At 74.0% G+C, this 21,937-nt stretch carries 19 protein-coding genes; 10 read left to right on the top strand and 9 right to left on the bottom strand.

Going from position 1 to position 21,937, the window contains the following annotated elements; genetic code table 11:
• Positions 1 to 97: 97 nt before the first annotated feature.
• Together EAH89_RS02370 and pnp are read right to left on the bottom strand one after the other, a co-directional pair.
• Positions 98 to 1,498, bottom strand: coding sequence for an NAD(P)H-dependent flavin oxidoreductase (locus EAH89_RS02370; protein ID WP_140881186.1), 1,401 nt, complete (start codon positions 1,496 to 1,498; stop codon positions 98 to 100).
• Positions 1,499 to 1,644: 146 nt separating this feature from the next.
• Positions 1,645 to 3,882, bottom strand: coding sequence for a polyribonucleotide nucleotidyltransferase (gene pnp, locus EAH89_RS02365; protein WP_140881185.1), 2,238 nt, complete (start codon positions 3,880 to 3,882; stop codon positions 1,645 to 1,647).
• 579 nt (positions 3,883 to 4,461) lie between these two features.
• Here pnp and EAH89_RS02360 point away from each other — a divergent pair.
• Positions 4,462 to 4,668 carry a cold-shock protein gene (locus EAH89_RS02360; RefSeq protein ID WP_140881184.1) on the top strand — a complete coding sequence of 69 codons (207 nt, stop codon included), beginning with the start codon at positions 4,462 to 4,464 and terminating at the stop codon, positions 4,666 to 4,668.
• Between the two features lie 451 nt (positions 4,669 to 5,119).
• Here the strand turns inward: EAH89_RS02360 and EAH89_RS02355 are convergent, their stop codons facing one another.
• The gene (locus EAH89_RS02355) at positions 5,120 to 5,740 is read right to left on the bottom strand and encodes a YbhB/YbcL family Raf kinase inhibitor-like protein (RefSeq protein ID WP_140881183.1); all 621 of its coding nucleotides are present in this window, start codon (positions 5,738 to 5,740) and stop codon (positions 5,120 to 5,122) included.
• A gap of 95 nt (positions 5,741 to 5,835) precedes the next feature.
• On the opposite strand from EAH89_RS02355, the gene EAH89_RS02350 reads away from it, so the two are divergent.
• Positions 5,836 to 6,711 (top strand): aldose 1-epimerase family protein, encoded by an 876-nt coding sequence (locus EAH89_RS02350; protein WP_140881182.1) that lies wholly within the window; start codon positions 5,836 to 5,838, stop codon positions 6,709 to 6,711.
• Here EAH89_RS02350 and EAH89_RS02345 read toward each other — a convergent pair.
• Positions 6,708 to 7,031 (bottom strand): NIPSNAP family protein, encoded by a 324-nt coding sequence (locus EAH89_RS02345; RefSeq protein WP_140881181.1) that lies wholly within the window; start codon positions 7,029 to 7,031, stop codon positions 6,708 to 6,710. The two genes, EAH89_RS02350 and EAH89_RS02345, sit on opposite strands and share 4 nt — an antisense overlap.
• 62 nt (positions 7,032 to 7,093) lie before the next feature.
• Here EAH89_RS02345 and EAH89_RS02340 point away from each other — a divergent pair, with 62 nt between their 5' ends.
• The 8 genes from EAH89_RS02340 to EAH89_RS02305 all read left to right on the top strand — a co-directional run bounded on the left by EAH89_RS02340 (position 7,094) and on the right by EAH89_RS02305 (position 16,593).
• Entirely contained in the window at positions 7,094 to 7,831 is a 738-nt protein-coding gene (locus EAH89_RS02340; protein WP_140881180.1) for a FadR/GntR family transcriptional regulator, read from the top strand.
• A 34-nt stretch (positions 7,832 to 7,865) separates the two neighbouring features.
• Positions 7,866 to 9,005, top strand: a complete 1,140-nt coding sequence (locus EAH89_RS02335; protein ID WP_140881179.1) for a mandelate racemase/muconate lactonizing enzyme family protein — start codon at positions 7,866 to 7,868, stop codon at positions 9,003 to 9,005.
• A 1-nt stretch (position 9,006) separates the two neighbouring features.
• Positions 9,007 to 10,005, top strand: a complete 999-nt coding sequence (locus EAH89_RS02330; protein ID WP_140881178.1) for a hydroxyacid dehydrogenase — start codon at positions 9,007 to 9,009, stop codon at positions 10,003 to 10,005.
• Complete coding sequence (locus EAH89_RS02325) at positions 10,002 to 11,177, top strand: mandelate racemase/muconate lactonizing enzyme family protein (RefSeq protein ID WP_140881177.1); 1,176 nt, start codon at positions 10,002 to 10,004, stop codon at positions 11,175 to 11,177. The genes EAH89_RS02330 and EAH89_RS02325 overlap by 4 nt, the downstream gene beginning before the upstream one ends.
• On the top strand, positions 11,174 to 12,313 hold the full coding sequence (locus EAH89_RS02320; protein ID WP_140881176.1) for a mandelate racemase/muconate lactonizing enzyme family protein: 1,140 nt from the start codon (positions 11,174 to 11,176) through the stop codon (positions 12,311 to 12,313). Before EAH89_RS02325 ends, EAH89_RS02320 begins: the two co-directional genes overlap by 4 nt.
• A gap of 58 nt (positions 12,314 to 12,371) precedes the next feature.
• On the top strand, positions 12,372 to 13,352 hold the full coding sequence (locus EAH89_RS02315; protein WP_140881175.1) for a Bug family tripartite tricarboxylate transporter substrate binding protein: 981 nt from the start codon (positions 12,372 to 12,374) through the stop codon (positions 13,350 to 13,352).
• Positions 13,353 to 13,356: 4 nt separating this feature from the next.
• Positions 13,357 to 14,133: an alpha/beta hydrolase gene (locus EAH89_RS02310; protein WP_140881174.1), complete on the top strand. Its 777-nt coding sequence runs from the start codon at positions 13,357 to 13,359 to the stop codon at positions 14,131 to 14,133.
• A gap of 111 nt (positions 14,134 to 14,244) precedes the next feature.
• Positions 14,245 to 16,593: a xanthine dehydrogenase family protein molybdopterin-binding subunit gene (locus EAH89_RS02305; protein ID WP_140881173.1), complete on the top strand. Its 2,349-nt coding sequence runs from the start codon at positions 14,245 to 14,247 to the stop codon at positions 16,591 to 16,593.
• Between the two features lie 355 nt (positions 16,594 to 16,948).
• On the opposite strand, the gene EAH89_RS02300 is transcribed toward EAH89_RS02305, so the two are convergent.
• From EAH89_RS02300 to EAH89_RS02280, 5 genes are all read right to left on the bottom strand, one after another.
• Positions 16,949 to 17,329, bottom strand: coding sequence for an H-NS histone family protein (locus EAH89_RS02300; RefSeq protein ID WP_140881172.1), 381 nt, complete (start codon positions 17,327 to 17,329; stop codon positions 16,949 to 16,951).
• A 178-nt stretch (positions 17,330 to 17,507) separates the two neighbouring features.
• Positions 17,508 to 18,368 (bottom strand): DUF2272 domain-containing protein, encoded by an 861-nt coding sequence (locus EAH89_RS02295; RefSeq protein ID WP_241666822.1) that lies wholly within the window; start codon positions 18,366 to 18,368, stop codon positions 17,508 to 17,510.
• Positions 18,365 to 20,239, bottom strand: coding sequence for a hypothetical protein (locus EAH89_RS02290; protein ID WP_140881171.1), 1,875 nt, complete (start codon positions 20,237 to 20,239; stop codon positions 18,365 to 18,367). Before EAH89_RS02290 ends, EAH89_RS02295 begins: the two co-directional genes overlap by 4 nt.
• A 124-nt stretch (positions 20,240 to 20,363) precedes the next feature.
• Entirely contained in the window at positions 20,364 to 21,344 is a 981-nt protein-coding gene (locus tag EAH89_RS02285; protein ID WP_140881170.1) for a Bug family tripartite tricarboxylate transporter substrate binding protein, read from the bottom strand.
• A gap of 101 nt (positions 21,345 to 21,445) precedes the next feature.
• Positions 21,446 to 21,937: SH3 domain-containing protein (locus EAH89_RS02280; RefSeq protein WP_338325515.1), on the bottom strand; the 492-nt coding region annotated here is incomplete at its 5' end.

The following is a 21,937-nucleotide window of genomic DNA, read 5'->3' as shown; positions in this document are numbered from 1 at the left end:
ATCGGGCGGCGCGGGCGCGCGGCATCACGGAATGAGGAAGGCCCGGCCCCCTTCCGGGGGCCGGGCCTTCGGCCGGGCGCCAGACCAGTGAACCAGCTCAGCGGCCGGTCATGATCCGGCCGACGAGCTCCTTCACCGTCGGGATGAACCCGTTGGAGTAGAAGGGGTCCTGCGCGAAGCGGAAGGCGTTGTGGCCGGCGAACATGAGGTTGTGCTCGGGGTCGCCGCCGTGGCCGATGTCCTGCAGCGTCTTCTGGATGCAGAAGGAGCGCGGGTCGGCCTTCTTGCCGTTGGAGTGGTCGTCCGTGTGCTGCGCCCAGTTGGAGAAGCGGCACTGGGAGAGGCAGCCCATGCAGGCGACCTGGTCGGCCACGATCTGGCGGCTGGTCTCGGGCGTCACGAAGACGAGCGTGTCGTCGGGCGTGCGCAGCGCCTCCGTGTGGCCCTCGGCCTCCCACTGGCGGACGTGCTCGAGGTCGGCGGGCACGAGGTAGACGGGGCGCTTGCGCGGCCCCACGCCGTAGGTCGCGGAGTGCTCGCCGATCGGCTGCGCCGTGTAGGCCACTTGGCGGTGGCTGCGGCCCTCCAGCTCGCGCAGGAAGTCGTTGCGGACCGCGCTGGAGTAGAAGCCGGTGGGCGAGAAGTTCTGCAGCGACACGTCGCCGGGCTTGAGCGTCAGCAGGCGCTGCTTCCAGGCGTCCGGGATCGGGCTCTCGCGCGTCACCAGCGGGCGGGTGCCGAACTGGAAGGCGATGGGGCCGAGCTCGGGGTTGTCGAGCCAGTCCTGCCACTCCTCCAGCCACCAGACGCCGCCGGCCATGATGATCGGCACGTCGCCGAGGCCGAACTCGCGCATCTGCTGGCGCAGCTTCAGCACGCGGGGGAAGGGGTCCTCCGGCACGCGCGGGTTCTCGGAGTTGGACAGGCCATTGTGGCCGCCGGCCAGCCAGGGGTCCTCGTAGACCACACCGCCCAGCCACTCGCTGGCCTTGGAGTAGGCGCGCTTCCACAGCGCCGCGAAGGCGCGGGAGGAGGAGACGATGGGGTAGATGTGGACCCGGTACTCCCGGGCGATGTCGGCGAGGCGATAGGGCATGCCGGCGCCGCAGGTGATGCCGCTGATGAGGCCGCGGGCCCCCTCGAGCATCCCGCGCGCGACGCGCTCCGCGCCGCCCATCTCCCAGAGGATGTTGGCGTGGACGCGGCCCTTGCCGTTCGAGCGCTCATAGGCCTCGCGCGCCTGCGCGATGCCGCCGGCGATGCCGTAGGCCACCAGCTCCTCGTGCCGCTCGCGCCGCGTGCGGCCGTGGTACTCCTGGGGGATGATCCGCCCCTCGGCGTCGTAGCTGTCCGCGTTCACCGCGGAGAAGGTGCCCACGCCGCCCTCGGCGGCCCAGTTGCCGGCCGATGCGCCGTTGGAGGCCGAAACGCCCTTGCCACCCTCCACGAGGGGGAGAACGTCGGCACCGCCCATGCGGATGGTGTTGATCGCCTTCACAGCCGGGGTGTTCCTGGAACGGGGAGAAACATGGGTTAAGGGGAGTGGCCCATATGGCGCGGCCCGGAGGAATGGAACAGTCCTCCGGGCCGCGCCGGGCGATCTTTTCAGGGGGCAGAACCCTCGGCTCCGCCCCCTGGTTTCACCTAGTCCTCGCGGCGGCGGGGACCGCGGTCGCCGCCCCGGAAGCCCTCGCGCTCGCGGCGGGGGCCGCGCTCGCCCCCGCGGTCGCCGCCCTCGGGCTCGCCGTCGGCGCGCGGGCGCTTGGCGCCCACCTGCTCGCTGATGTCGGCGCCCGAGGCCTGGTCCACCGTCCGCATGGACAGCTTCACCTTGCCGCGGTCGTCGAAGCCGATGACCTTCACCTTCACCTTGTCGCCGACCGAGACGATGTCGCCCGTGCGGGCCACGCGGTCCTGGGCGAGCTCGGAGATGTGGACGAGGCCGTCCTTGGCGCCGAGGAAGTTCACGAAGGCGCCGAAGTCGGCGACCTTCACGACGGTGCCGTTGTAGATCGCGCCCACCTCGGCCTCGGCCGTGATGCCCTTGATCCGGTCGATGGCGGCCTGGGTCGCCTCGGGGCTGCTGGACGCGATCTTGATCGTGCCGTCATCCTCGATGTCGATCTTCGTGCCGGTCTGCTCGACGATCTCGCGGATCACCTTGCCGCCGGTCCCGATGACCTCGCGGATCTTGTCCTTGGGCACCTGGATCACGGTGATGCGGGGGGCGGTGGCCGCCACCTCGCCGCGCGAGCCCGAGAGGCCCTTGGCCATCTCGCCGAGGATGTGGATGCGGCCGTCCTTCGCCTGGTCGAGCGCGATCCGCATGATCTCGAAGGTGATGGACGTGATCTTGATGTCCATCTGCAGCGCGGTGATGCCCTGCTCGGAGCCCGCGACCTTGAAGTCCATGTCGCCGAGGTGGTCCTCGTCGCCGAGGATGTCGGACAGCACGGCGAAGCCCTTCTCCTCCTTGATGAGGCCCATGGCGATGCCGGCGCAGGGGCGCTTGAGCGGCGCGCCCGCGTCCATCAGCGACAGCGAGGTGCCGCAGACGGTGGCCATGGAGGAGGAGCCGTTGCTCTCGGTGATCTCCGACACCACGCGGATGGTGTAGGGGAACTTGTCCTTCTCGGGCAGCAGCGGGCGGATGGCGCGCCAGGCGAGCTTGCCGTGGCCGATCTCGCGGCGGCCGGGGGAGCCCATGCGGCCCGTCTCGCCCACCGAGTAGGGAGGGAAGTTGTAGTGCAGCATGAAGCTCTCGCGGTACTCGCCCGCCAGCGCGTCGATGATCTGCTCGTCCTGGCCGGTGCCCAGCGTCGCCACGCAGAAGGCCTGCGTCTCGCCGCGGGTGAAGAGCGAGGAGCCGTGGGCGCGGGGCAGCACGCCGACCTCGGCCACGATCGGGCGCACGGTCTTGGTGTCGCGTCCGTCGATGCGGATGCCGGTGTCGAGGATGGTGTTGCGCACCACGTCGGCCTCGAGGCCCTTCATCAGGCCCTTGGCGGCGGCGGCGTCGTAGCCCTCGGCCTCCAGCTTCTCGGCAATCGCCTTCTTCACCGCGCCGACCTTGGCGTAGCGGGACTGCTTGACCGTCTCCTTGTAGGCCTCGGTCATCTCGGCGGTGCCGAGCTCGGCGATGCGGGCCTTCAGCGCGCGCTCGGCGTCGGAGGCCTCGGTCAGCGGCCAGGGCTCCTTGGCGGCGCGCTCGGCGAGCTCGATGATGCCCTGGATGACCGGCTGGAAGGACTTGTGGCCGAACTCGACGGCGCCGAGCATCACGGCCTCGGAGAGCTCCTTGGCCTCGGACTCCACCATCAGCACGCCCTCGGCGGTGCCGGCGACGAAGAGGTCGAGCTCGCTCGTCTTCACCTGCTCCATCGTCGGGTTGAGGATGTACTCACCCCCGGCATAGCCCACGCGGGCGCCGGCGATCGGGCCGAAGAAGGGGATGCCCGAGATGGTCAGTGCCGCGGAGCAGCCGACCATGGCCACCACGTCCGGGTTGTTCTCGAGGTCGTGCGACAGCACGGTCGCGACCACCTGGACCTCGTTGCGGAAGCCCTCCGGGAAGAGCGGGCGGATCGGGCGGTCGATCAGGCGGGAGACGAGGGTCTCGTTCTCGGAGGGACGGCCCTCGCGCTTGAAGAAGCCGCCCGGGATCTTGCCGGCCGCGAAGGCCTTCTCCTGGTAGTTGACGGTGAGGGGGAAGAAGTCCTGGCCCGGCTTGACGTTGCGGGCGCCGACCACGGTGCAGAGGACGATGGTGTCGCCGAGGCGGGCCATCACGGCGCCGTCGGCCTGGCGGGCCACCTTGCCGGTCTCGAGGGTCAGCGTCTTGCCGCCCCACTCGATGTCCTTGCGGTAGTAGTTGTCGAACATGCGTGCATCCTGTCGGCCCCGCCGGGCCGGATTGCCTGGCGGGACGGTGTTGCGACACGGATGGGATGAAGGGTCTCTGCGCGCGCCCGCGCCCGCGCTTCGGGCTGGGTGTCCCCGGCGCTTCGGGCGGCATGGGGTCCGTGCGCAGGGCGCTACGCAACGGGGTCCATGTGGCCGGAAACGCCGCGGCGTGGCCGTTCCTGTCAGCCCACCGCATACGCGGAGGGCGGGCGGGACCTTCTCGGCCCAACCCGGCGGGCCGCTATATGAAGGCTTCGCCCGTCAAAGGCCAGGGAAAAGAGGAGGTTTTCGGGAGAAGACCGGGATGGGGCGGCGGCCGGCGGAACGGGCGGGCGCGGCCCGCGGCATGTCGGGCCGGTCCTGTCGCCATCAAAAGATGGCCCCCCGGCGGTAGTGGTTGCAATCCGTTCATCCGGGCCCCACCTTCCCCTTGCCACGCTGGTTCGGACCGCTTTCCTCGCCCTCCCAAGGGGCGACCGGGCCCGTCTCTCCGCCGGTTCCTGGCTCCTCGTCGGGGCCGGCCCGCGAGGCAACCTCCACTCGAAAGACACGCGATCGATGCCGACCGGAACCGTGAAGTGGTTCAACGCGACCAAGGGCTACGGCTTCATCCAGCCGGATGATGGCACCAAGGACGTGTTCGTCCACATCTCGGACGTCACCCGGGCGGGCCTGCGGGGCCTGAACGAGGGCGACAAGCTCTCCTTCGAGGTCCAGAAGGACCCCAAGGGCAAGATGTCCGCCTCCAACCTCCAGATGGGCTGAGCCTCCAGGGCTCGACGCAAGGGGTCGGGGCGCGGGGAGCAACACCCCGTGCCGGTTCGGACGGGGCGTGGCAGGGCCGGGAGGCCGGCGGCGCCCCTTCCTCGCGAGAGCCGGGCCGTTGAACACGGTTTGTTCACCCGCCCGGCGCTATTCTTCGACTGGAACCACCGAGGGCAACCCCAAGGTTCCCTCAACCACGGCCGCTGCTCCCGGGAAGTTCGGGCTGCGTCACGGCCGTGTCACCGGACCGACCCATCCCTGCCCCATGCGGGAGGGATGATGGCACGGCCCACGAACAGCCCCGGCGACGCCATGACGCCGCCCGGGCCAAGAAGAGAAGCAAGTAGAGTGATGATGCATACCCCTGTGGACCGTCAGGCCAAGCGCCAGCCGGCCCCCCTTCCCCACCCCGCCCCGCTGGGCCTGACCGAGGCGGAGATCCGCCAGATCGTCAGCGAGATCCTCGGCTGAGCGAACGACCGGGGCGAAGGCCGGCGCGGACCCCGTTCCGCGCGGCCGGTCGCGCGTAGGTGCCGATCAGGCACCCTTTCGCGATCACCCCCTGCCCCAGCGCGGCCCGCAAGGCGCCGCGTCCGGGGCGCTCCCCCAGCCCTTCCGGCCGCTTGCGGAGGGCGAAGACCTGGAACGCGTAGCGGTGCGGCCCGTGGCCCGGTGGCGGGTCCGGCGGTAGCCAGTCGGCCCGCAGGTACGAGTTCCTCCCCATTCCCAGTCCCGGCAAGCCCGGCAGGTCGCCGGCGGCGAGGCCAGACGCCGCCATCGGCAGGCGCGTCGCGATGGCGTGGACCAGCGGCCGCGGCGTCGGGCTGTCCGCGTCCTCCACCACCAGCATCAGCGCCGCCGCCTCCACCGGCAGGCCGCGCCAGGCGATCGGCGGCGACAGCCCCGCGCCGTCCGCCGTGTAGAGGGCGGGGATGGCGCCGCCCTGCACGAAGGCGGGGCTGCTCACCTCGATCACCGCCGGCACGTTCACCCCCGCGAAGAGCAGCGCGTTGATGCCCGGCCGCATCCGGGAGAGGAGGCGGCCGAAGCCGGCGGGCAGGACGTGCAGCATGGCGTCTCCGTCGGGCGCGCGGCGCCCTTTGTGACAGGGACGCGCGCGGGGGCTCTTGGGTTGCGTCGGCCGGGCCGGCATCCCATCCCCTGGGCATGACCGACACGCACCGCTTCGGCGATTCCCGCCTCGCCGCCACCGTCTCCGCCGCCGGCGCGGAGCTGAGCTCGGTGCGGGACGGCGCGGGCGGGGAGTGGCTCTGGCAGGCCGGCCCGGCCTGGCCGCGGCACGCGCCGGTGCTGTTCCCCCTCGTCGGCCGCCTGCCGGGCGACGTGCTGCGCCACGGGGGGCGCGAGCACCGCCTCACCCAGCACGGCTTCGCGCGGGACCGGGCTTTCACCTGGCGCGCGCGGGGGGAGGCGGGCTGCGCGCTGCGGCTGGTGGACGACGAGGCGACGCGCGCGGCCTATCCCTTCCCCTTCGTGCTCGACCTCGAGTGGGCGGTGGCGGACGGGACGCTGTCCTGCACGGCCACGGTGTCCAACCCTGGCGCGGCGCCCCTGCCCTTCAGCCTCGGCGCCCACCCCGCCTTCGCCTGGCCGCTGCCGGGCGCGGCCTCGGCGGAGGGTCACGCGGTCCGCTTCCCGGGGCTGGACCTGCCGGCCCTTTCCGCGCGGCGGCTGAGCGGCGGGCTGCTGGACGCCACGGAGACCATCCCCCTCGCCGGGGGAAGCCTGCCGCTGCACCAGGGCCTCTTTGACGCCGACGCGATCGTGCTGCCAGACTTTTCGGGCCGCCGCCTCCGCTACGAGGGACCGGGGGCGGCGCTGGAGATGGGGTGGGAGGGCTACGGGGACCTCGGCCTCTGGTCGAAGCCGGGCGGCGCGGCCTTCCTCTGCCTGGAGCCCTGGTCGGGCACCACGCCGCCGCTCGGCTGGGACGGGGACTTCGCGGGCAAGCCGGGGATCACCCTGCTGGAGCCCGGCGCCTCCCGCGCCTTCCGCTGGTGGATCCGGCCGGAGCGCGCCTAGTCCTGCCAGGTGACGCGCAGGAAGGGCGCGGGGGTGAGAAGCTTGTTCTCCTGCGTCACCACCATCGGGCGGACCTTCGCCGCGTAGGCTTTCCAGGCGGGATCGGCGAGGAGGTGGGCGCGGCGCTCCGTGCGCTCGGCAAGGCTCTCATAGGCCCAGAGATGGACCACCTGGTTCAGGGGGCCGAACTCCGTCGTGTAGTAGCCGACCATCCGGCCGAGGATGGGCTTCTGGATGGCCATCCCCTCAGCCTCGTAGGCCGCGACATAGGCGGCGGCCTGCCCGGCCTGCAGCGTGTAGATCCGCTCCTCGACGATCATGCGTCCCCTCCCCCGGCGGAAGCCCCTTGCGGCCCCGCTCTCTTTGGTCCTACCAATTTGGTATGACCAATCTGGATGGCCGTCAAAGGGGGATCGTCCCCGACGAGCGGGCGAACCTCATCGGGCGGCTGCTTCCCTTCATCGCCCATCGCCGCCTGGAGGCGGGGGACCGGCTGCCCTCCGAGCGGGAGCTGGCGGAGCGCTTCGGCGTCGGGCGCGGCGCGGTGCGCGAGGCGCTGGCCGTGCTCGAGACGCTGCGGCTGATCGAGCGGCGGCCGAATTCCGGCATCTACCTGCGCCCGGCGGAGAAGCAGGGCTCCATCGAGGCGATCGTGCTGCAGGCGGAGCTCGGCATCCCGCTGACGGAGGCGGAGGTGCGGGAGGTGGTGGAGCTTCGCCGCATCCTCGAGATGCAGGGCGTGCGGCTCGCGGCCGAGCGCCGGCAGGCGGCGGACATCGCCCGGCTGGACGGGATCCTGGAGGCGACCGACCGCGCGATCGCCGCCGGCGAGAACCCGGCCGACCACGACGCCGCCTTCCACCTGGCGCTGGTGGAGGCCACGGGGAACCACGTCTTCCTGCGGGTGGTGAACGCCTTCTACCTCATGTCCCGCAACCGCCGCCGCGCCTTCTTCGCGGACGGCACGCGCGCGCCGCTCTCGCAGAGCCAGCACCGGGCCATGCGCGACGCCGTGGCGGCGGGCGACGCCGAGCGCGCAGAGGCGGCCATGGGCGGGCACCTGCGGGGCGTGGAGAGCTACTGGATCGAGCTGCTGGAACGGCGGGCGCGCGGCGACTGAGGCCTGGGCCCGCACGGAGGAAACGAAGAAGCGCATGAAAGTCACCGACGTCATCACCCACGTGCTGCAGTCGAAGGTGGAGCAGCCCTTCACCTCGGCGCGCGGCTGGCTCTACACGACGCGCGCCTCCTGCATCGTGGAGATCCGCACGGACGAGGGGATCACCGGCTGGGGCGAGTGCTACGGGCCGGCGATGGTCAACAAGACCATCATCGACACCCAGTACCGCGCCCGCGTCATCGGCCGCGACCCCTTCGACGTCGAGGTGGTCTGGGAGGACCTCTACAACCGCATCAAGGACTACGGGCTGACGGGGATGACCATCGCCGCGCTGTCGGGCATCGACATCGCGCTGTGGGACATCATGGGCCGCGCGGTGGGGCGGCCCGTCCACAAGCTGATCGGTGGCGCGCACCGGACGGAGGTGCAGGCCTACGCCACGGGCCTCTACTTCATCGACATGGACCGGCTGGTCGAGGAGGCGGTGGAGGAGGCGCGGGACTACGCGGCGCAGGGCTTCCGCGCGATCAAGATGAAGATCGGGCTCGGCGACCCCAAGCTCGACCTGCGGCGCGTGGCGGCGGTGCGGCAGGCGATCGGGCCCGACGTGAAGCTGGCGGTGGACGCCAACCACTGCTTCACCGTGCCCCAGGCCATCCGGCTCGGCCGCGCGATGGAGGAGCACGACATCCTCTGGTTCGAGGAGCCGGTGAGCCCCGAGGACCACGACGGCTACGTCGAGGTCACGCGCGCGCTCGACATGGCCGTGGCCGGGGGCGAGAACGACTTCACGCGCTGGGGCTTCCGCGACGTGATCGCGCGCAAGGCGATGGACATCGTGCAGCCCGACGTCTGCGCGGCCGGCGGCATCAGCGAGTGCCGCAAGATCGCCGCCATGGCCTCGGCGCACGGGGTGGAGTGCGTGCCGCACGCCTGGGGATCGGCGATCGGGCTCGCCGCCACCGTGCAGTTCCTGGCGGCCCTGCCCGACACGCCCCCTGCCTTCCGCCCGATGCCGCCGATGCTGGAGTTCGAGCAGACGCCGAACCCGTTGCGCGACCACCTGGCGCGCGACCCCATCGTGCAGCGCGGCGGCATCGTGCGCGTGCCCGACGGGCCGGGCCTGGGCATCGAGGTCGATCCCGCCATCCTCGCGCAGTACAAGGTGGCCTGAGATGCTGGTCGCCCTCACCGACCCCATGGACCCCGCCGGCGAGGCCGTGCTGCGCGCCGCCGGGCACGCGATTGAGCTGCCCGGCGCGGGCGGGCTGGACGCGCTGCTGGCGCGGGCGGACGCCGTGGTGGTCCGGCGGAAGCTGCCCGACGACCTCTCCGCCCGCGCGCCGCGCCTGCTGGCCGCGGTGCGGCAGGGCGTGGGGCTGGACATGATCCCGGTGGAGGACTGCACGGCGCAGGCGGTGCTCGTCGCCAACGTGCCCGGCGCCAACGCGGATTCGGTCGCGGAATTCGCCATCGGGCAGATGCTCGCCATCGCGCGGCGCGTGGAGACGATGCACGCGGCGCTGCTCTCGGAGGGCTGGGAGCGGTCCCGCGCGCGAACGGCCGGCGCCTTCGAGCTGCGGGGGCGGACGCTCGGCATCGTCGGCATGGGCGCGGTGGGCACGCGGCTGGCGGATATCGCCTCGGCCGGGTTCCGCATGCGGGTGCTGGGGCACCGGCGCGGCGAGGCCCCCATGCCCCAGGGCGTGGAGCGGGCGGAGCTGGACGCGCTGTTCGCGGAAAGCGACTTCGTCGCGCTCGCCTGCCCGCTGACGCCCGAGACGCGCGGGCTGGTCTCGGCCGCGCGGATCGCGCGGATGAAGCCCGGCGCCTGGCTGCTGAACCTGGCGCGCGGGCCGGTGGTGGACGGGGCGGCGCTGCTGGACGCGCTCGGCGCGGGGCGCATCGGCGGCGCGGCGCTGGACGTGTTCGACGTGCAGCCGCTGGACGCCGGCCACCCGCTGCGCGCCCTGCCCAACGTCATCCTGACGCCGCACGCGGCGGGGCTGAGCGGGGAGGCGATGGTGCGCATGAGCGTCGGCGCCGCCGAGGAGGTGGTGCGCATCCTGGCGGGCGAGCGCCCGCGCTCCTTCATCAACCCCGAGGCCTGGGAGGCGTCGCGCGCGCGTCGCGCGGCCCTGGGCCATCCCGTGCCCGAGGGGATGCCCGCATGAGGATCGCCCGCGTCCACGCCACCTGGTGCCGCGTGCCCATCCCCTACGAGCGCCAGCACACGAGCGACTTCGGCCGCGTGCCGACCTTCGATTCCGTCATCGTCCGCGTCGAGACGGCGTGCGGCATCACCGGCTGGGGCGAGGCCAAGGCGGGGGTGGGAAGCGCCGCCGCCTGCGCCGGGCTCGCGGCCATCGTCAACGACGACTACGCGCCGCTGCTGGTGGGGCAGGACCCGCGCGACATCTCCCGCCTGTGGGACGTGATGTACAACACGCCGCGCGAGGGATACGCGGTGGCCGGCGGCTACGCGCTGCCGCAGGTGGGGCGGCGGGGGCTGTCGATTTCCGCGATCGCGGGGGTGGACGTCGCGCTCTGGGACATCCTCGGCAAGTCGCTGGGCGTGCCGGTCTGGCGGCTGCTCGGCGGGCGGCGCGTGGAGCGGATGCCGGCCTATGCCTCGGGCGGCTGGGCGGACGCGGCGAAGATCGGCGCGCAGTTGCAGGGCTACTGCGACCAGGCCGGGTTCCGCGCGGTGAAGATGCGCGTGGGCGTGATGGACGGATCCCCCGCGCGCTCGGCGGCGCGGGTGCGGGCGGCGCGCGAGGCGCTGGGCCCCGACATCCGGCTGATGGCCGACGCGCACGGCACCTGGACCGTCGCGGAGGCGCGGGCCTTCGCGCGGATGGTGGAGGATTGCGACCTCTTCTGGTTCGAGGAGCCGGTGAGCGCGGACGACAAGGCCGGCATGGCGGAGGTGCGGCGCTCCTCCTCCGTGCCGATCAGCGCGGGGGAGAGCGAGTTCACGCGGCACGACTTCCGCGAGATCTGCGAGCTTCGCGCGGCGGACGTGCTGCAGCCGGACCTGGCCATCGCCGGCGGGCTGACGGAGGGGCTGCGGATCTCGGCGCTCGCCTCGGCCTTCAACCTGCGCCTCGCGCCGCACCTGTGGTCGGGCGCGCCGGCTTTTGCCGCGGGGATGCACCTGGCGGCGACGCAGAGCGCGGGCTTCATCCTCGAGTACTCGCTCGGCCACAACCCGATGCTGCACGACCTCATCGAGGAGAGCTTCCCGGTGGAGGACGGGCACGTCGCCATCCCCGACCGGCCGGGGCTCGGGATCACGGTGCGGGAATCCTTCCTGCAGGAATACGGCCAGGGGGGGCGGGCATGAGGATCGCGTCGGTCGAGGCCTTCCCGACCTCCTTCCCCGTGCCGGAGGGCGGCGGCGTCGCGCTCGGCGTCGGTCGGGCGGTGAAGCGGGACGCGGTGGTGGTGAAGGTCGTCACCGAGAGCGGGCTGGTGGGGTGGGGCGAGAGCCACCACGGGCGCGCCCACACCGCCGTTGCGGCGCTGCTGCAGACGACGCTGCGGCGGCTGGTGGTCGGCATGGAGGCGACGGACACCACGGGGGTGTGGAACCGCATCTACCGCGGGCAGCTCGCGAGCCACGGCATGGGGGCGGGCTGCGCGCTCGCCATGTCGGGGCTGGACATGGCGCTCTGGGACATCCGCGCGAAGGCGGTGGGCTGGCCGCTCTACCGGCTGCTGGGCGGCGCGGCGCGGGCGGTGCCCGCCTACGCCGGCGGCGTCGCGCTCGGCTACCAGCCGCCGGAGGCGCTGGTGGAGGAGGCGCGGCCGATGATCGAGGCCGGCTACCGCGCGGTGAAGCTACGGATCGGCGACACGGTGCCCGACGACATCGCGCGGATGGAGGCGGTGCGGCGCGCCTTCGGGGCGGGGATCGACATCCTGGCCGACGCCAACACCGCCTACTCGCTCTCCGACGTGCGGCGGGTGATGCCGGCGATGGACGCGCTGGCGATGGGATGGCTGGAGGAGCCCTTCCCGCCCCACGACCGCCGCGCCTACCGCGAGGCGCGGGGCTACGGCCGCACGCCGCTGGCGGTGGGGGAGAACCACTTCACCCGCTTCGAGTTCGCGCCGCTGCTGGAGGACGACAGCATCGGCGTCTGGCAGCCCGACCTCTCCAAGTGCGGGGGGATCACGGAGGCGCTGCGGATCGCGGCCATCGCCTCCGCGCACAAGATCCCGATCCACCCGCACAGCTCCATGACCGGGCTGAACCAGGCGGCGACGATCCATTTCCTCTGCGCGATCGACAACCCCGGCTATTTCGAGGCGGACGTCTCGCGCGGGAACCTCTTCCGCGACGCGCTGGTGAGCACGCCCTGGGCGCTCGGCGCGGACGGCTGCGTGCGGCCCAACGAGGCGCCCGGCCTCGGCGTGGAGGTCGACGAGGACTGGCTGCGGGCCCATCCCGCGATCGAGGGCCCCGGCTACGTCTGAACCCCATCCCTGACGACCGTCCCGGCACGAGGGCGGCGCGACGCAAGAGGAGGACCCCATGAAGACCACTCACCGCCGCGGCCTCGCCGCCCTGCTGGCCGCCGCCGCGTTCCTGGCCCCCGTCGCGTCGCGCGCGGCGGACCCGCCCTTCACGCGGGACATCCGCTTCCTCAACCCCTTCGCGCCCGGCGGCACCTCGGACCTGCTCGGCCGCATCCTGGCGGAGCAGCTGGGCAAGCAGGTCGGCCAGCAGGTGGTGGTGGAGAACCGCACCGGCGGCGGCGGCGTGGTGGCGACGCAGGAGCTGACGCGCAGCAACCCGGACGGGCACACCATCCTGCTGGCCTCCATGGGCATCTTGACGGTGACGCCGCAGATGCAGCCGCTGCCCTATGACGTGGACCGCGACATCATCCCCGTCACGAACATCGCCTCCGTCTACAACATCCTCGTCACCGGGCCGAACGCGCCGATCCGCAGCTGGCAGGACCTCGCGCGGCTGGCGAAGGAGCGCGGGCGGAACACGAGCTGCGCGACGGTGGGCGCGGGGTCGAGCCAGCAGCTCTCCTGCATCCTGTTCGGGGCGCTGACGGGCACGACCATCACCCAGGTGCCCTATCGCGGCGGCGCGCCGGCCATCCTCGACATCTCGACCGGGCGGGTGGACGTGATGTTCGGCAACATGCCGGAGTTCCTCGGCCAGATCCGGGACGGCGGTCTGCGCGCGGTGGCCTATGGCGCGGCTGAGGCGTCGCCGCTGATCCCCGACCTTCCCGTCATCTCGAAGGATGGGCTGCCGGGCTTCGTCATCCCCTCCTGGTTCGGGGTGGTGCTGCCCGGGCGCACGCCGGACGCCATGGTGGCGCGCTGGAACGCGGAGCTGAACCGGGCCATGCAGGCGCCCGAGGTGCAGCGGCGCTTCACCGAGAACGGGCTGCAGATGCTCGGCGGCACGCGGGAAGATTTTCAGCGCCAGATCGCGGCCGACCGGCAGCGCTGGGGCGCCATCATTCGCGAGCACAACATCCGGCCGGAATGAGGGAATGAAGGTCTGGCGCGACTACGACCAGGCCGGCCTGGACGCGGCCTATGACCAGCGCGTTTGGGCCGCCGACGCCGCGGAATGGATCGCCCGCTACGCCGCCGACACCGCGGCCGCGCGGGCGGCGCACCCGCCGGAGGTGCACGACACCGGCGCGGGGCTGCTCGACCTCTACCGCGCCCGGCCGCCGGCGCGCGGCATCCACCTGCACGTCCACGGCGGCGCCTGGCGGAGCCTGACGCGGGCGGATGCGGGGATGGCGGCGCCGGCGCTCGTCGCGGCGGGGCTGGACGTGGCGGTGCCGGACTTCCGCCTGCTGCCCGAGTTCCGCCTGCCGCACATGGTGGAGGACGTGGTCGCGGCCTGCCTCTGGGCGGCGGCGCGGGGGCCGCTGCACCTGTCCGGGCATTCCTCGGGCGCGCATGTGGCGGCGGTGGTCGCGACGGACCCGCGCGTCGGGCCGCTTCTCCGTTCCGTCACGCTGCTGTCCGGCCTCTACGACCTGGAGCCCGCGCTGCTCTCGGCGCGCGGGGCCTATGTGGCGCTGGAGGCGGCGGAGGCGCTGGCGCTGAGCCCCGTGCACCACGTCGCGCGCATCGCGGCGCCGGTGGTGATCGCCTACGGCACGGCGGAGAGCCCCGAGTTCATCCGGCAGTCCCAGGACTTCGCGGCGCTCCTCGGCGTCGAGCCCATCGTGCTGGAGGGGACGAACCACTTCGCCACGGCCTACGCGCTGGCGGAGGGGCCGGTGTACCGGGCGATGCTGGCCCTCGCCTGAGGGGGCCGCATTGATCGCGCGCGGGCGCTTCGACATGATCCGCCCCGGCTCGGGGCCGGGCGGCGTCTCGGCCGGAACTTGACCGCGGGCAGCGCGGCGGCGGGAGGCGTGATGGACGGCCTGGTTCAACCCGCGGGGGCCGGCATCGGCGCCCCGGTCCGCCGGCACGAGGACCGGCGGCTGCTGCGCGGCCTCGGCCGCTACACCGAGGACGAGGTGCCGCCGGGCGCGCTGCACGCGGTGTTCCTGCGCAGCCCGCACGCGGCGGCGCGGATCCTGTCCATCGACGCCGCGGCGGCGCGGGCCCTGCCGGGGGTGCGGGGGGTCTTCACCGGCGCCGACCTGGCGGGGCTGGGCACCCTGCCCTGCGCCGTGCCGCGCCACCGGCCGGGCGGCGCGCCGATGCCGCGGCCGCCCTACCGCGCGCTCGCCCTCGACGCCGTCGCGCATGTTGGCGACCCCGTGGCGCTGGTGGCCGCGGAGACGGCGGCGGCGGCGCGGGACGCGGCGGAGGCGATCCTGGTGGAGTGGGAGACCCGGCCGGCCGTGGTCGACGCCGCCTCCGCCCTCGCGCCCGGCGCGCCGGAGGTCTGGCCGGGGCTCGCGCCCGGGAACCTCGCCTTCGAGTGGACGCTCGGCGACCACGCGGCGGCGGCCGCGGCGATCGCGGGGGCGGCGCATGTCGTTTCCCTCGACTTCCGAGTCAGCCGCGTCGTTGGCGCCTTCATGGAGCCGCGCGCGGCGGTGGCCTGGCACGACGCGGCGGAGGGGCGCTTCACGCTGCGCAGTGGCGTGCAGGGCGCGCATCCCGTGCGCGACGAGCTGGCGGCGGTGCTCGGCATTCCCTCCTCCTCGCTCCGCGTCATCTCGCCGGACATGGGCGGGGCCTTCGGGCTGCGCGGGCAGCCGACGCAGGAGCACGCGGCGCTGCTCTTCGCCGCCCGCGCGCTCGGCCGCCCGCTCCGCTGGACGGCCGACCGCACGGAGGGGATGCAGAGCGACCCGCACGGGCGCGACACCCACAACCGGGTGGAGCTGGCGCTGGACGCCGAGGGCCATTTCCTCGCGCTGCGGATCGAGACGCTGGCCAACCTCGGCGCCTACCTCGCGCTGATGGGGCCGCACGCGAGCACGAACAACCTCGGCGGGCTGGCCGGGGTCTACCGCACGCCCGTCATCGCGGCGACGGTGCGGGGGGCCTTCACCAACACCCAGCCGCTGGCGCCCTACCGCGGCGCGGGGCGGCCGGAGGCAACCTACGCGGTGGAGCGCGCGATCGACGTCGCGGCCGCGCGGCTGGGGATGGACCGGGTCGCGCTGCGGCGGCGCAACCTCATCCCGCGCGAGGCGATGCCCTTCCGCACGGGCCTCGTCTTCACCTACGACAGCGGCGACTTCGCGCGCGGCATGGCGATGGCCGAGGCGGCGGCGGACGTGCCGGGCTTCGCGGCGCGGCGGGCGGCGAGCGAGGCGCGGGGGATGCGGCGCGGGCTCGGCGTCGCCAACGCCATCGAGATCAGCGCGGGGCCGCCGCGGACGCCGGCTCCGGAATCCGCGGAGGTGCGGGTGAACGCGGACGGCAGCGCGACCTTCCTGCTCGGCACGCACAACCACGGGCAGGGGCACGAGACGGTGTTCCGGCAGATGGCGCTGAGCCTGCTCGGCCTGGCGCCGGACCGGGTGCGGATCGTCGCGGGGGACACGGACGCGGTCTCGCAGGGGCGCGGCTCCTTCGGCAGCCGGAGCGTGGTGGCCGGGGGCACCGCGCTCTCCGCCGCGACGGCGCGCATCGTGGAGCGGGGGCGGCGGATCGCGGCGCGGCTGCTGGAATGCGGCGAGGAGGACGTCGAGTTCACCCCCCTGCCCGGCGGCCGCTTCGCCGTCGTGGGGACGGACCGCGGGGTGACGCTGGCGCAGGTGGCCGCCGCCGCCCACGCGCCCGGCCCGATCCCGCCCGGCGAGGACGCGGGGCTGACGGCCCAGGCCATGGTGGCGCCGGGCGACGCCACCTTCCCCAACGGCTGCCACTTCTGCGAGGTGGAGGTCGACCCCGAGACGGGGCGGGTGACGCTCGACCGCTACACCGTGGCCGACGACGTCGGGACGGTGGTGAACCCGCTGCTGATGCACGGGCAGATCCACGGCGGCGTGGCCCAGGGCTTCGGCCAGGCGGTGATGGAGGAGGCGCGCTTCGACGCCGAGAGCGGGCAGCTCCTCGCCGCCTCCTTCATGGACTACGCCCTGCCGCGCGCGGGCGACCTGCCGGAATTCGAGGTGCTGTCCAACCCGCAGCCGACCGCGACCAACCCGCTCGGCGCCAAGGGGGCGGGGGAGGCGGGGACGGTCGGCGCGTTGCCGGCGGTGATCTCGGCGATCTGCGACGCGCTGAGGGTGGAGCACATCGACATGCCCGCGACCCCCGAGCGCGTCTGGGCGGCGCTGCGGGGCGCGACGGGCTGAGGGGCGGCCGCTTTCGTGTTCCCGTGTGCCGGGAGTGCAACCGGGAAGAACACGTTTTTGAAAGCCATGCCCCCCAAAGGCTCCGCTTGGATAAAGCCATTCGGAGGCGTGCCCGGGAAGCGGGCTTCGTAAAAAGCGGTTGAACAAACCGGGCGCGTGAAAACCGGGGGTTTGGTGGCCGGACCCTTGCATCGCCTTGGCCGTGCCACGCGCCCGGCTTTTGTAGAAAAAAATAACCCTCTCGCATTTATGCACGCTGGGCGGTGGTAAGGCATGAAAAAGGGGCGGCTCCTTTCGGGAGCCGCCCCTGGAAGTTATCAGTCGCTACATTTTATCACAAAAAATGAATTATCGATCAGATACGAAACTCTTCCCGTTTCCGCCCGGAGGCTTCCATGGCCGAGAGCCAGCGGGGCATGCGGCCGCGGCCGCTCCAGGTCTCGCCGTTCGGGCCGCGGAAGCGCACCGCGACCGAGCCGCCGGCATCGCGGCGGGTGCGGCGGGCGGGGCCCTGGGAGGAGGGCGTGGCGGCGGCCGGAATAAGCGAATTCAGCTCGAGGCCAATTTCGGCGGCCTTGCTGCGGAATTCCTCGATGAGCGCGGTCCGCGCCTCCTGCTGCTTCGCGGTGCGCTTGGCCTCGGCCGCCTCGATCAGCGCGGTGAGTTCCTGCGCGCTCATGGAATCAAGATCGATTCCGCCCTTGCGCCTGGACGTGGGTTCCGGCGTATCCGCCATAATGCACCTCTCGAAGTAGGATCATCCTGCGGCGTGAACCCCGGCCGGCAAAAGCGGCCCGGGGTTCGCGCGTCGAGGGAGATAATGATTATCTTCGAAGATATTGTCGATAGGCGCGCGGCATTCTTCTGGATGGAATATAACTGCGAAATTTCGCGCAAACAATCCTGGGCAGCGCTTAGCGGTTTGCGCCCGCGTTACCGGCGCCGCCCGCGGAGATAACCAACGGCTGCTGAAACGGCGGCAGGCGGCCGAGGCGGTTCTCGATGACGGCGAAGACCACGGGCTCGCCGGGCGGGCGGGGCAGCAGCCGGCCCGCCTCGTCGGTCGCGTAGAGGGTGAGCGTCACCGCGTCCGCGACGTTGCCGCCCACCGCCTCCGCCGCTCCGGGGCCGGTGCGCAGCACGATGTCGCAGTGCATGGGGCGGAAGCGGCCGGCCTCGGCCAGGCGGTCCTGCCAGGCCGCGAGCGGGCGGCGGGAGCGGTCGGCGCAGACGAGGTCGCCGGGCGCGGGCGCGCGGAGGGCGGGGTCGTGCGGGACGAAGGGGGCCTGGGCCGGGAACTCGGCGGCGTCGCGCAGCATGGCGTCGACGTAGAAGGCGTGGGCGGCGGAGGCGTGGAACTCGCGCTCGTCCACCCCGGCCGCGCGCATGACGTAGGAGACGAAGGCGGCGGACCAGGCGGGCTCGGACCAGACGCCCTCCCGCGGGAGGAGGCCGCCCAGCGTCGCGGACCAGCGGGCGCGGTTGCGGGCGATGGCGGCCTCGGCCTCCCCGTCCGGCACGGCGCGCCAATAGGCGAGGACGCGGGGGAAGGCGCTGGTCGCGCCCTCCGTGCCGGCGGGCGGGCGCGGCAGGCCGAGGCCGGCGGCGAGGCGGCCCCATTCCTCCCACTCCGCCTCGGCGATGCGCATCACGCGCTCGCGGACGGAGGGAGGATAGGCGATCGGGGGCTCGCGCGGCGGGGGCGGCGCGGCGCAGCCGGTGGCCGCGAGGCCCAGGGCGAGGGCGAGGGCCAAGGCCGCGGGAACGCGCCTCAAGCCGTCACCATCCCCATGGAGAGCGCCGCCTCGTCCGGGGAGAGGACGGCGAGGAGGAGGGCGGCCGTGGAGGGGGCATCGGCCTCGCCCCCCTCCTCCGCCAGAACCTCGAGCCGGTCGCCCTCGGCGCGGAGGCGGCCGGAGAGGGCAGCGAGCGAGGCCTCCCGCAGGGCGGCGGCGCGCGCCAGCACGGCGGCGTCGGGCGGGATGCGGCCGGTCCCGGCGAGGTACTCCACCGCGCGCAGGCCGCGCAGCACGGCGGCGAGGGCGCGCGTCGCGGGTGGGGGGGAGAGCGCGGCGGGATCGAGCGCCAGCACGGCGTGGCGGAGCGCGTCGAGCACCCAGGGCTCGGGGATGAGGCTTCCGCCGCGGGCGAGGGCGAGGATGGCGGCGCCCCGCCCGGCGAGGTCCGCGCCCGCCGGTCCTTCCGGCCCCGCCGCCGCCACGAGGCGCGCGAGAAGGGCGCGCAGGCGGCGCCGGTCGCCCGGCAGGCCGCCGAGGCGCCAGGCGGCGTCCAGCGCCAGCACGAGGAGGGCGGTTTCCTCGAGGGGAAGCGCCGCGGCCTCCTCTTCCGGCAGGGCGGCGACCTGGCGGTCGAGCCAGTCCTGCAGGGCGCCCAGGCGGTCGCGCGGGATGGGGTGGGCGAAGGCGGGGGCGTTCAGGAGGGTGGCGGCGACGGCGGCCAGCGGCGCGCCGATCCCGGCCTGGCCGGGGTCGCGGCCGGCGAGCGCCGCGGGGTCGCGCAGCAGGCGGAGCGCGGCCGCCGGGGTGCCGTGGGCGACGCCGCGGGCGAGGAGCCGGTCCTCCCGCAGCGTCGCGGTGCCGCCGGGGGCGAGGTCGGGCAAGGCGTGGCGGAGGACGAGCCAGTGGGGGGCGCCCTCCCGCCCGCGTAGGCGGGCGCTGAACACCGCCTCCCCCGCGCGGGGGCGGAGGTGGAGGGCGAGCGCCTCCTCCGCCGGTCCGGACTGCCAGAGGTGGAGGGAGTCGAGCGGCCCCTGGGCCAGCAGCTCGTCCTCGCCGAAGGGGCCCTCGGCGCGCGGGACCTGCCCGCCGTCGCGCCCGAGGGAGGCGTGGGCGAAGGGGGGCTCGGCCTCGGAGAGGGCGTCGGCCGCCGTAGTCAGGCGAAGCGCGGCGAGGCCGGCGCGGGTGCCCGCGCGGAGCACGACGGTGAGGCGCAGGAGGGGGTCGGCGGCGGAGACGCGGTACTCGTAGCGGAGGGTGCCGATGGGCAGGGAGACGCCGGGCAGCGGGCGGAGGCGCAGCGCGCTCTCGTGCCAGAGAAGGGCGCCCGCGCCCTCGGGCTGGACGCCGGCCGCGGTGATCGCGTCCTCCACGTCGAGCGTGCGGGCGCGGAGCGAGAGGCGGCCGAGCAGGCCGGGCACGCCGCCGACGGCGCGCAGGCGCGCCATGTTGCCGCTGTGCAGGACGCCGCGGCGTCCGGCCGCCTCGCCGGACGCGGAGGGCTCGTCGCGCATCCGCTGGCGCAGCAGGCCGTGGGCGAGGTCGCCGGTGAACTCGTGCCAGGGGGTGAGGACGCGGAGGTCGGCGGGGTTGTCGCGCAGGATCTCGACGCGCGCCGCGGCCTCCGCCTCGGCGGGGCGGACGGCGCGGGAGGGGGCGCCGGGCTCCTCGGCGACGGCGGTCAGGAAGTGGAGGAGGGTGTCGGCGAGGCCCGGATCGGCCTCGCGTAGGGCGGGGATGGCCATGGCCTCCGCCGCGAGGGCGTTGTCGCGGAGCGCGAGCGGCGCGCCCGGCGCCTCGGTCCGCGCCAGGCCCGAGAGCGGCCGGCCGTCCAGCGCCGCGCGACGCAGCCGCCGGCGCAGGGCCGCGAGAAGGCGGTCGCGCTCCTGGGGGTGAAGCAGGTCCGGCAAGGCGCCGCGGCCTCCGTGGCACGAGGGTGGGAGGCGCTGTCTTAGGGCAATCGCGGCGGCGCCGGAATCGGCCGCGGGGGGCCGCGCGGCGGGCGGGGCCGGGCTGTGGCCGATGGGCCGCGGGTCAGTCCGTCAGGCGCACGCCCGTGGCGCGCGCGATCTCGCCCCAGCGGTCGCTCTCCCGCGCGATGAAGGCGGCCATGCCCGCGGGGTCGCGCGCCTCGATCGTGAAGCCGGCGGCCACGACGCCGCGGCGCACCGCCTCGTCCCGCCGGGCCTCGGCGACGGCGGCCGCGATGCGCTCCACCGCCGCGTCGGGCACGGCGCGCTGGGCGAAGAGGGCGTTCCAGACCGGCAGGACGAAGCCGGGCACGCCCGCCTCCTCGAAGCTCGGCACCTCGGGCAGCAGCGGGTCGCGGGCGGGGCCGGTGACGGCGAGGGCGACCACCTTGCCCTCGCGGATGAGAGGCAGCGCGGAGCCGATGGCCGCGACCATGACGTCCACCCGCCCGGCGGCGATCTCGAGCAGGGCCTGGGGCGCGCCGCGGTAGGGGATGTGCTGGCCCTTCAGCCCCGCCTGGTTCACGAGGCCCGCCATGAACATGTGGCTGGCCGATCCCGCGCCGACGCTGCCGTAGTTCACCTCCCGCTCCCGCGCCGCGGCGAGGAAGCCCGCGAGGTCAGTAGCGAGACCCGGGCGCACCACGAGGACCTGCATGGAGATGCCGAGGAAGGCGACCGGGCGGAAGTCGCGGTCGGGGTCGAAGGGCATGCGGTCGGTGATGTGCTTGTTGATGGCGATCGGGCCGTTGCCGCCGACGAAGAGGGTGTTGCCGTCGGCCGCCGCGCGGGCCGCGTACTCGGCCGCGATCATGCCGCCGCCGCCCGCGCGGTTGTCCACGACCACGGGCTGGGCCAGCGGGCCCGTGATGGCCGCGCCGTAGAGGCGGGCGAGGGTGTCGGGCGTGGTGCCCGCCGGGAAGGGCACGACGAGGCGGAGCGGGGTGCCGCCGGCCGGCTGGGCGCGGGCCGGGGAAGCGCCGAGGAGGGCGAGGGCGGGCAGGGCGAGGAGCGGCCGGCGGCCGGTCCGGTGCGGTGTGGTCATGCGGTCCCTCCTGGCGCGGCGCGCTTCCGGCGCCGCCCGCCCGGGGGATACGGCGGGGCGGCGGGGCTGGGCAAGACGGGGCCGGATCGTTTCGCCGTGTGCTACTTGACCTCCTCGCCGGGCATGGCGCCGAAGAAGTCGCCCCGGCGCAGCCAGCCGCGGTGCTCGCCGACCTGGACCTCGCACCAGGTCTCGCCGGTGGCGCAGAGGCGGATGCGGCCGAGGACGCCGGGCTGGAGGCGGGCGACGACGGCGCCCGATTCCTCCGGGCGGCGGCGGAGGACGCGTTCCTCCCCGGTGACGACGAGGTTGCGCCGGCCCGTGAGGTTGGACTGGTGCACCCAGCCCTCGGTGCCCTCCATGTCCTTGATGCGGCGCCAGAGCTCGAACTCGCGGACGATCTGCACGGGCAGGTCGCGGCGCTGGTAGGTCCACTCGATGGGGTAGCGCGTGCCGGGGCCGGCGCGGAGGTTCACCTCCTCGGCCCGGAGCGAGGCGAAGCGCGGCAGGGGAAGCTGCGTGACGGGGCCGATGGGCGGCGGCGGGGGCTCGGCCGGCGCGGGCGCGGGCACGGGGGCGGGCGCCGCGGCGGC

The sequence above is a fragment of the Muricoccus nepalensis genome (genome assembly GCF_006438825.1).
Taxonomy (GTDB): Bacteria; Pseudomonadota; Alphaproteobacteria; order Acetobacterales; family Acetobacteraceae; genus Roseomonas; species Roseomonas nepalensis.
The sequence above is the reverse complement of the archived record's forward strand: the minus strand, read 5'-3'. Positions and strand labels throughout refer to the sequence as shown.

Coding starts and splice junctions, on each gene's coding strand:
- EAH89_RS02310 (WP_140881174.1), top strand. CDS start 13,357: ATGAAGGTCTGGCGCGACTACGACCAGGCCGGCCTGGACGCGGCCTAT.
- EAH89_RS02285 (WP_140881170.1), bottom strand. CDS start 21,344: ATGACCACACCGCACCGGACCGGCCGCCGGCCGCTCCTCGCCCTGCCC.
- EAH89_RS02305 (WP_140881173.1), top strand. CDS start 14,245: ATGGACGGCCTGGTTCAACCCGCGGGGGCCGGCATCGGCGCCCCGGTC.
- EAH89_RS02330 (WP_140881178.1), top strand. CDS start 9,007: ATGCTGGTCGCCCTCACCGACCCCATGGACCCCGCCGGCGAGGCCGTG.
- EAH89_RS02325 (WP_140881177.1), top strand. CDS start 10,002: ATGAGGATCGCCCGCGTCCACGCCACCTGGTGCCGCGTGCCCATCCCC.
- EAH89_RS02335 (WP_140881179.1), top strand. CDS start 7,866: ATGAAAGTCACCGACGTCATCACCCACGTGCTGCAGTCGAAGGTGGAG.
- EAH89_RS02300 (WP_140881172.1), bottom strand. CDS start 17,329: ATGGCGGATACGCCGGAACCCACGTCCAGGCGCAAGGGCGGAATCGAT.
- EAH89_RS02340 (WP_140881180.1), top strand. CDS start 7,094: ATGACCAATCTGGATGGCCGTCAAAGGGGGATCGTCCCCGACGAGCGG.
- EAH89_RS02350 (WP_140881182.1), top strand. CDS start 5,836: ATGACCGACACGCACCGCTTCGGCGATTCCCGCCTCGCCGCCACCGTC.
- EAH89_RS02345 (WP_140881181.1), bottom strand. CDS start 7,031: ATGATCGTCGAGGAGCGGATCTACACGCTGCAGGCCGGGCAGGCCGCC.
- pnp (WP_140881185.1), bottom strand. CDS start 3,882: ATGTTCGACAACTACTACCGCAAGGACATCGAGTGGGGCGGCAAGACG.
- EAH89_RS02320 (WP_140881176.1), top strand. CDS start 11,174: ATGAGGATCGCGTCGGTCGAGGCCTTCCCGACCTCCTTCCCCGTGCCG.
- EAH89_RS02315 (WP_140881175.1), top strand. CDS start 12,372: ATGAAGACCACTCACCGCCGCGGCCTCGCCGCCCTGCTGGCCGCCGCC.
- EAH89_RS02360 (WP_140881184.1), top strand. CDS start 4,462: ATGCCGACCGGAACCGTGAAGTGGTTCAACGCGACCAAGGGCTACGGC.
- EAH89_RS02355 (WP_140881183.1), bottom strand. CDS start 5,740: ATGCTGCACGTCCTGCCCGCCGGCTTCGGCCGCCTCCTCTCCCGGATG.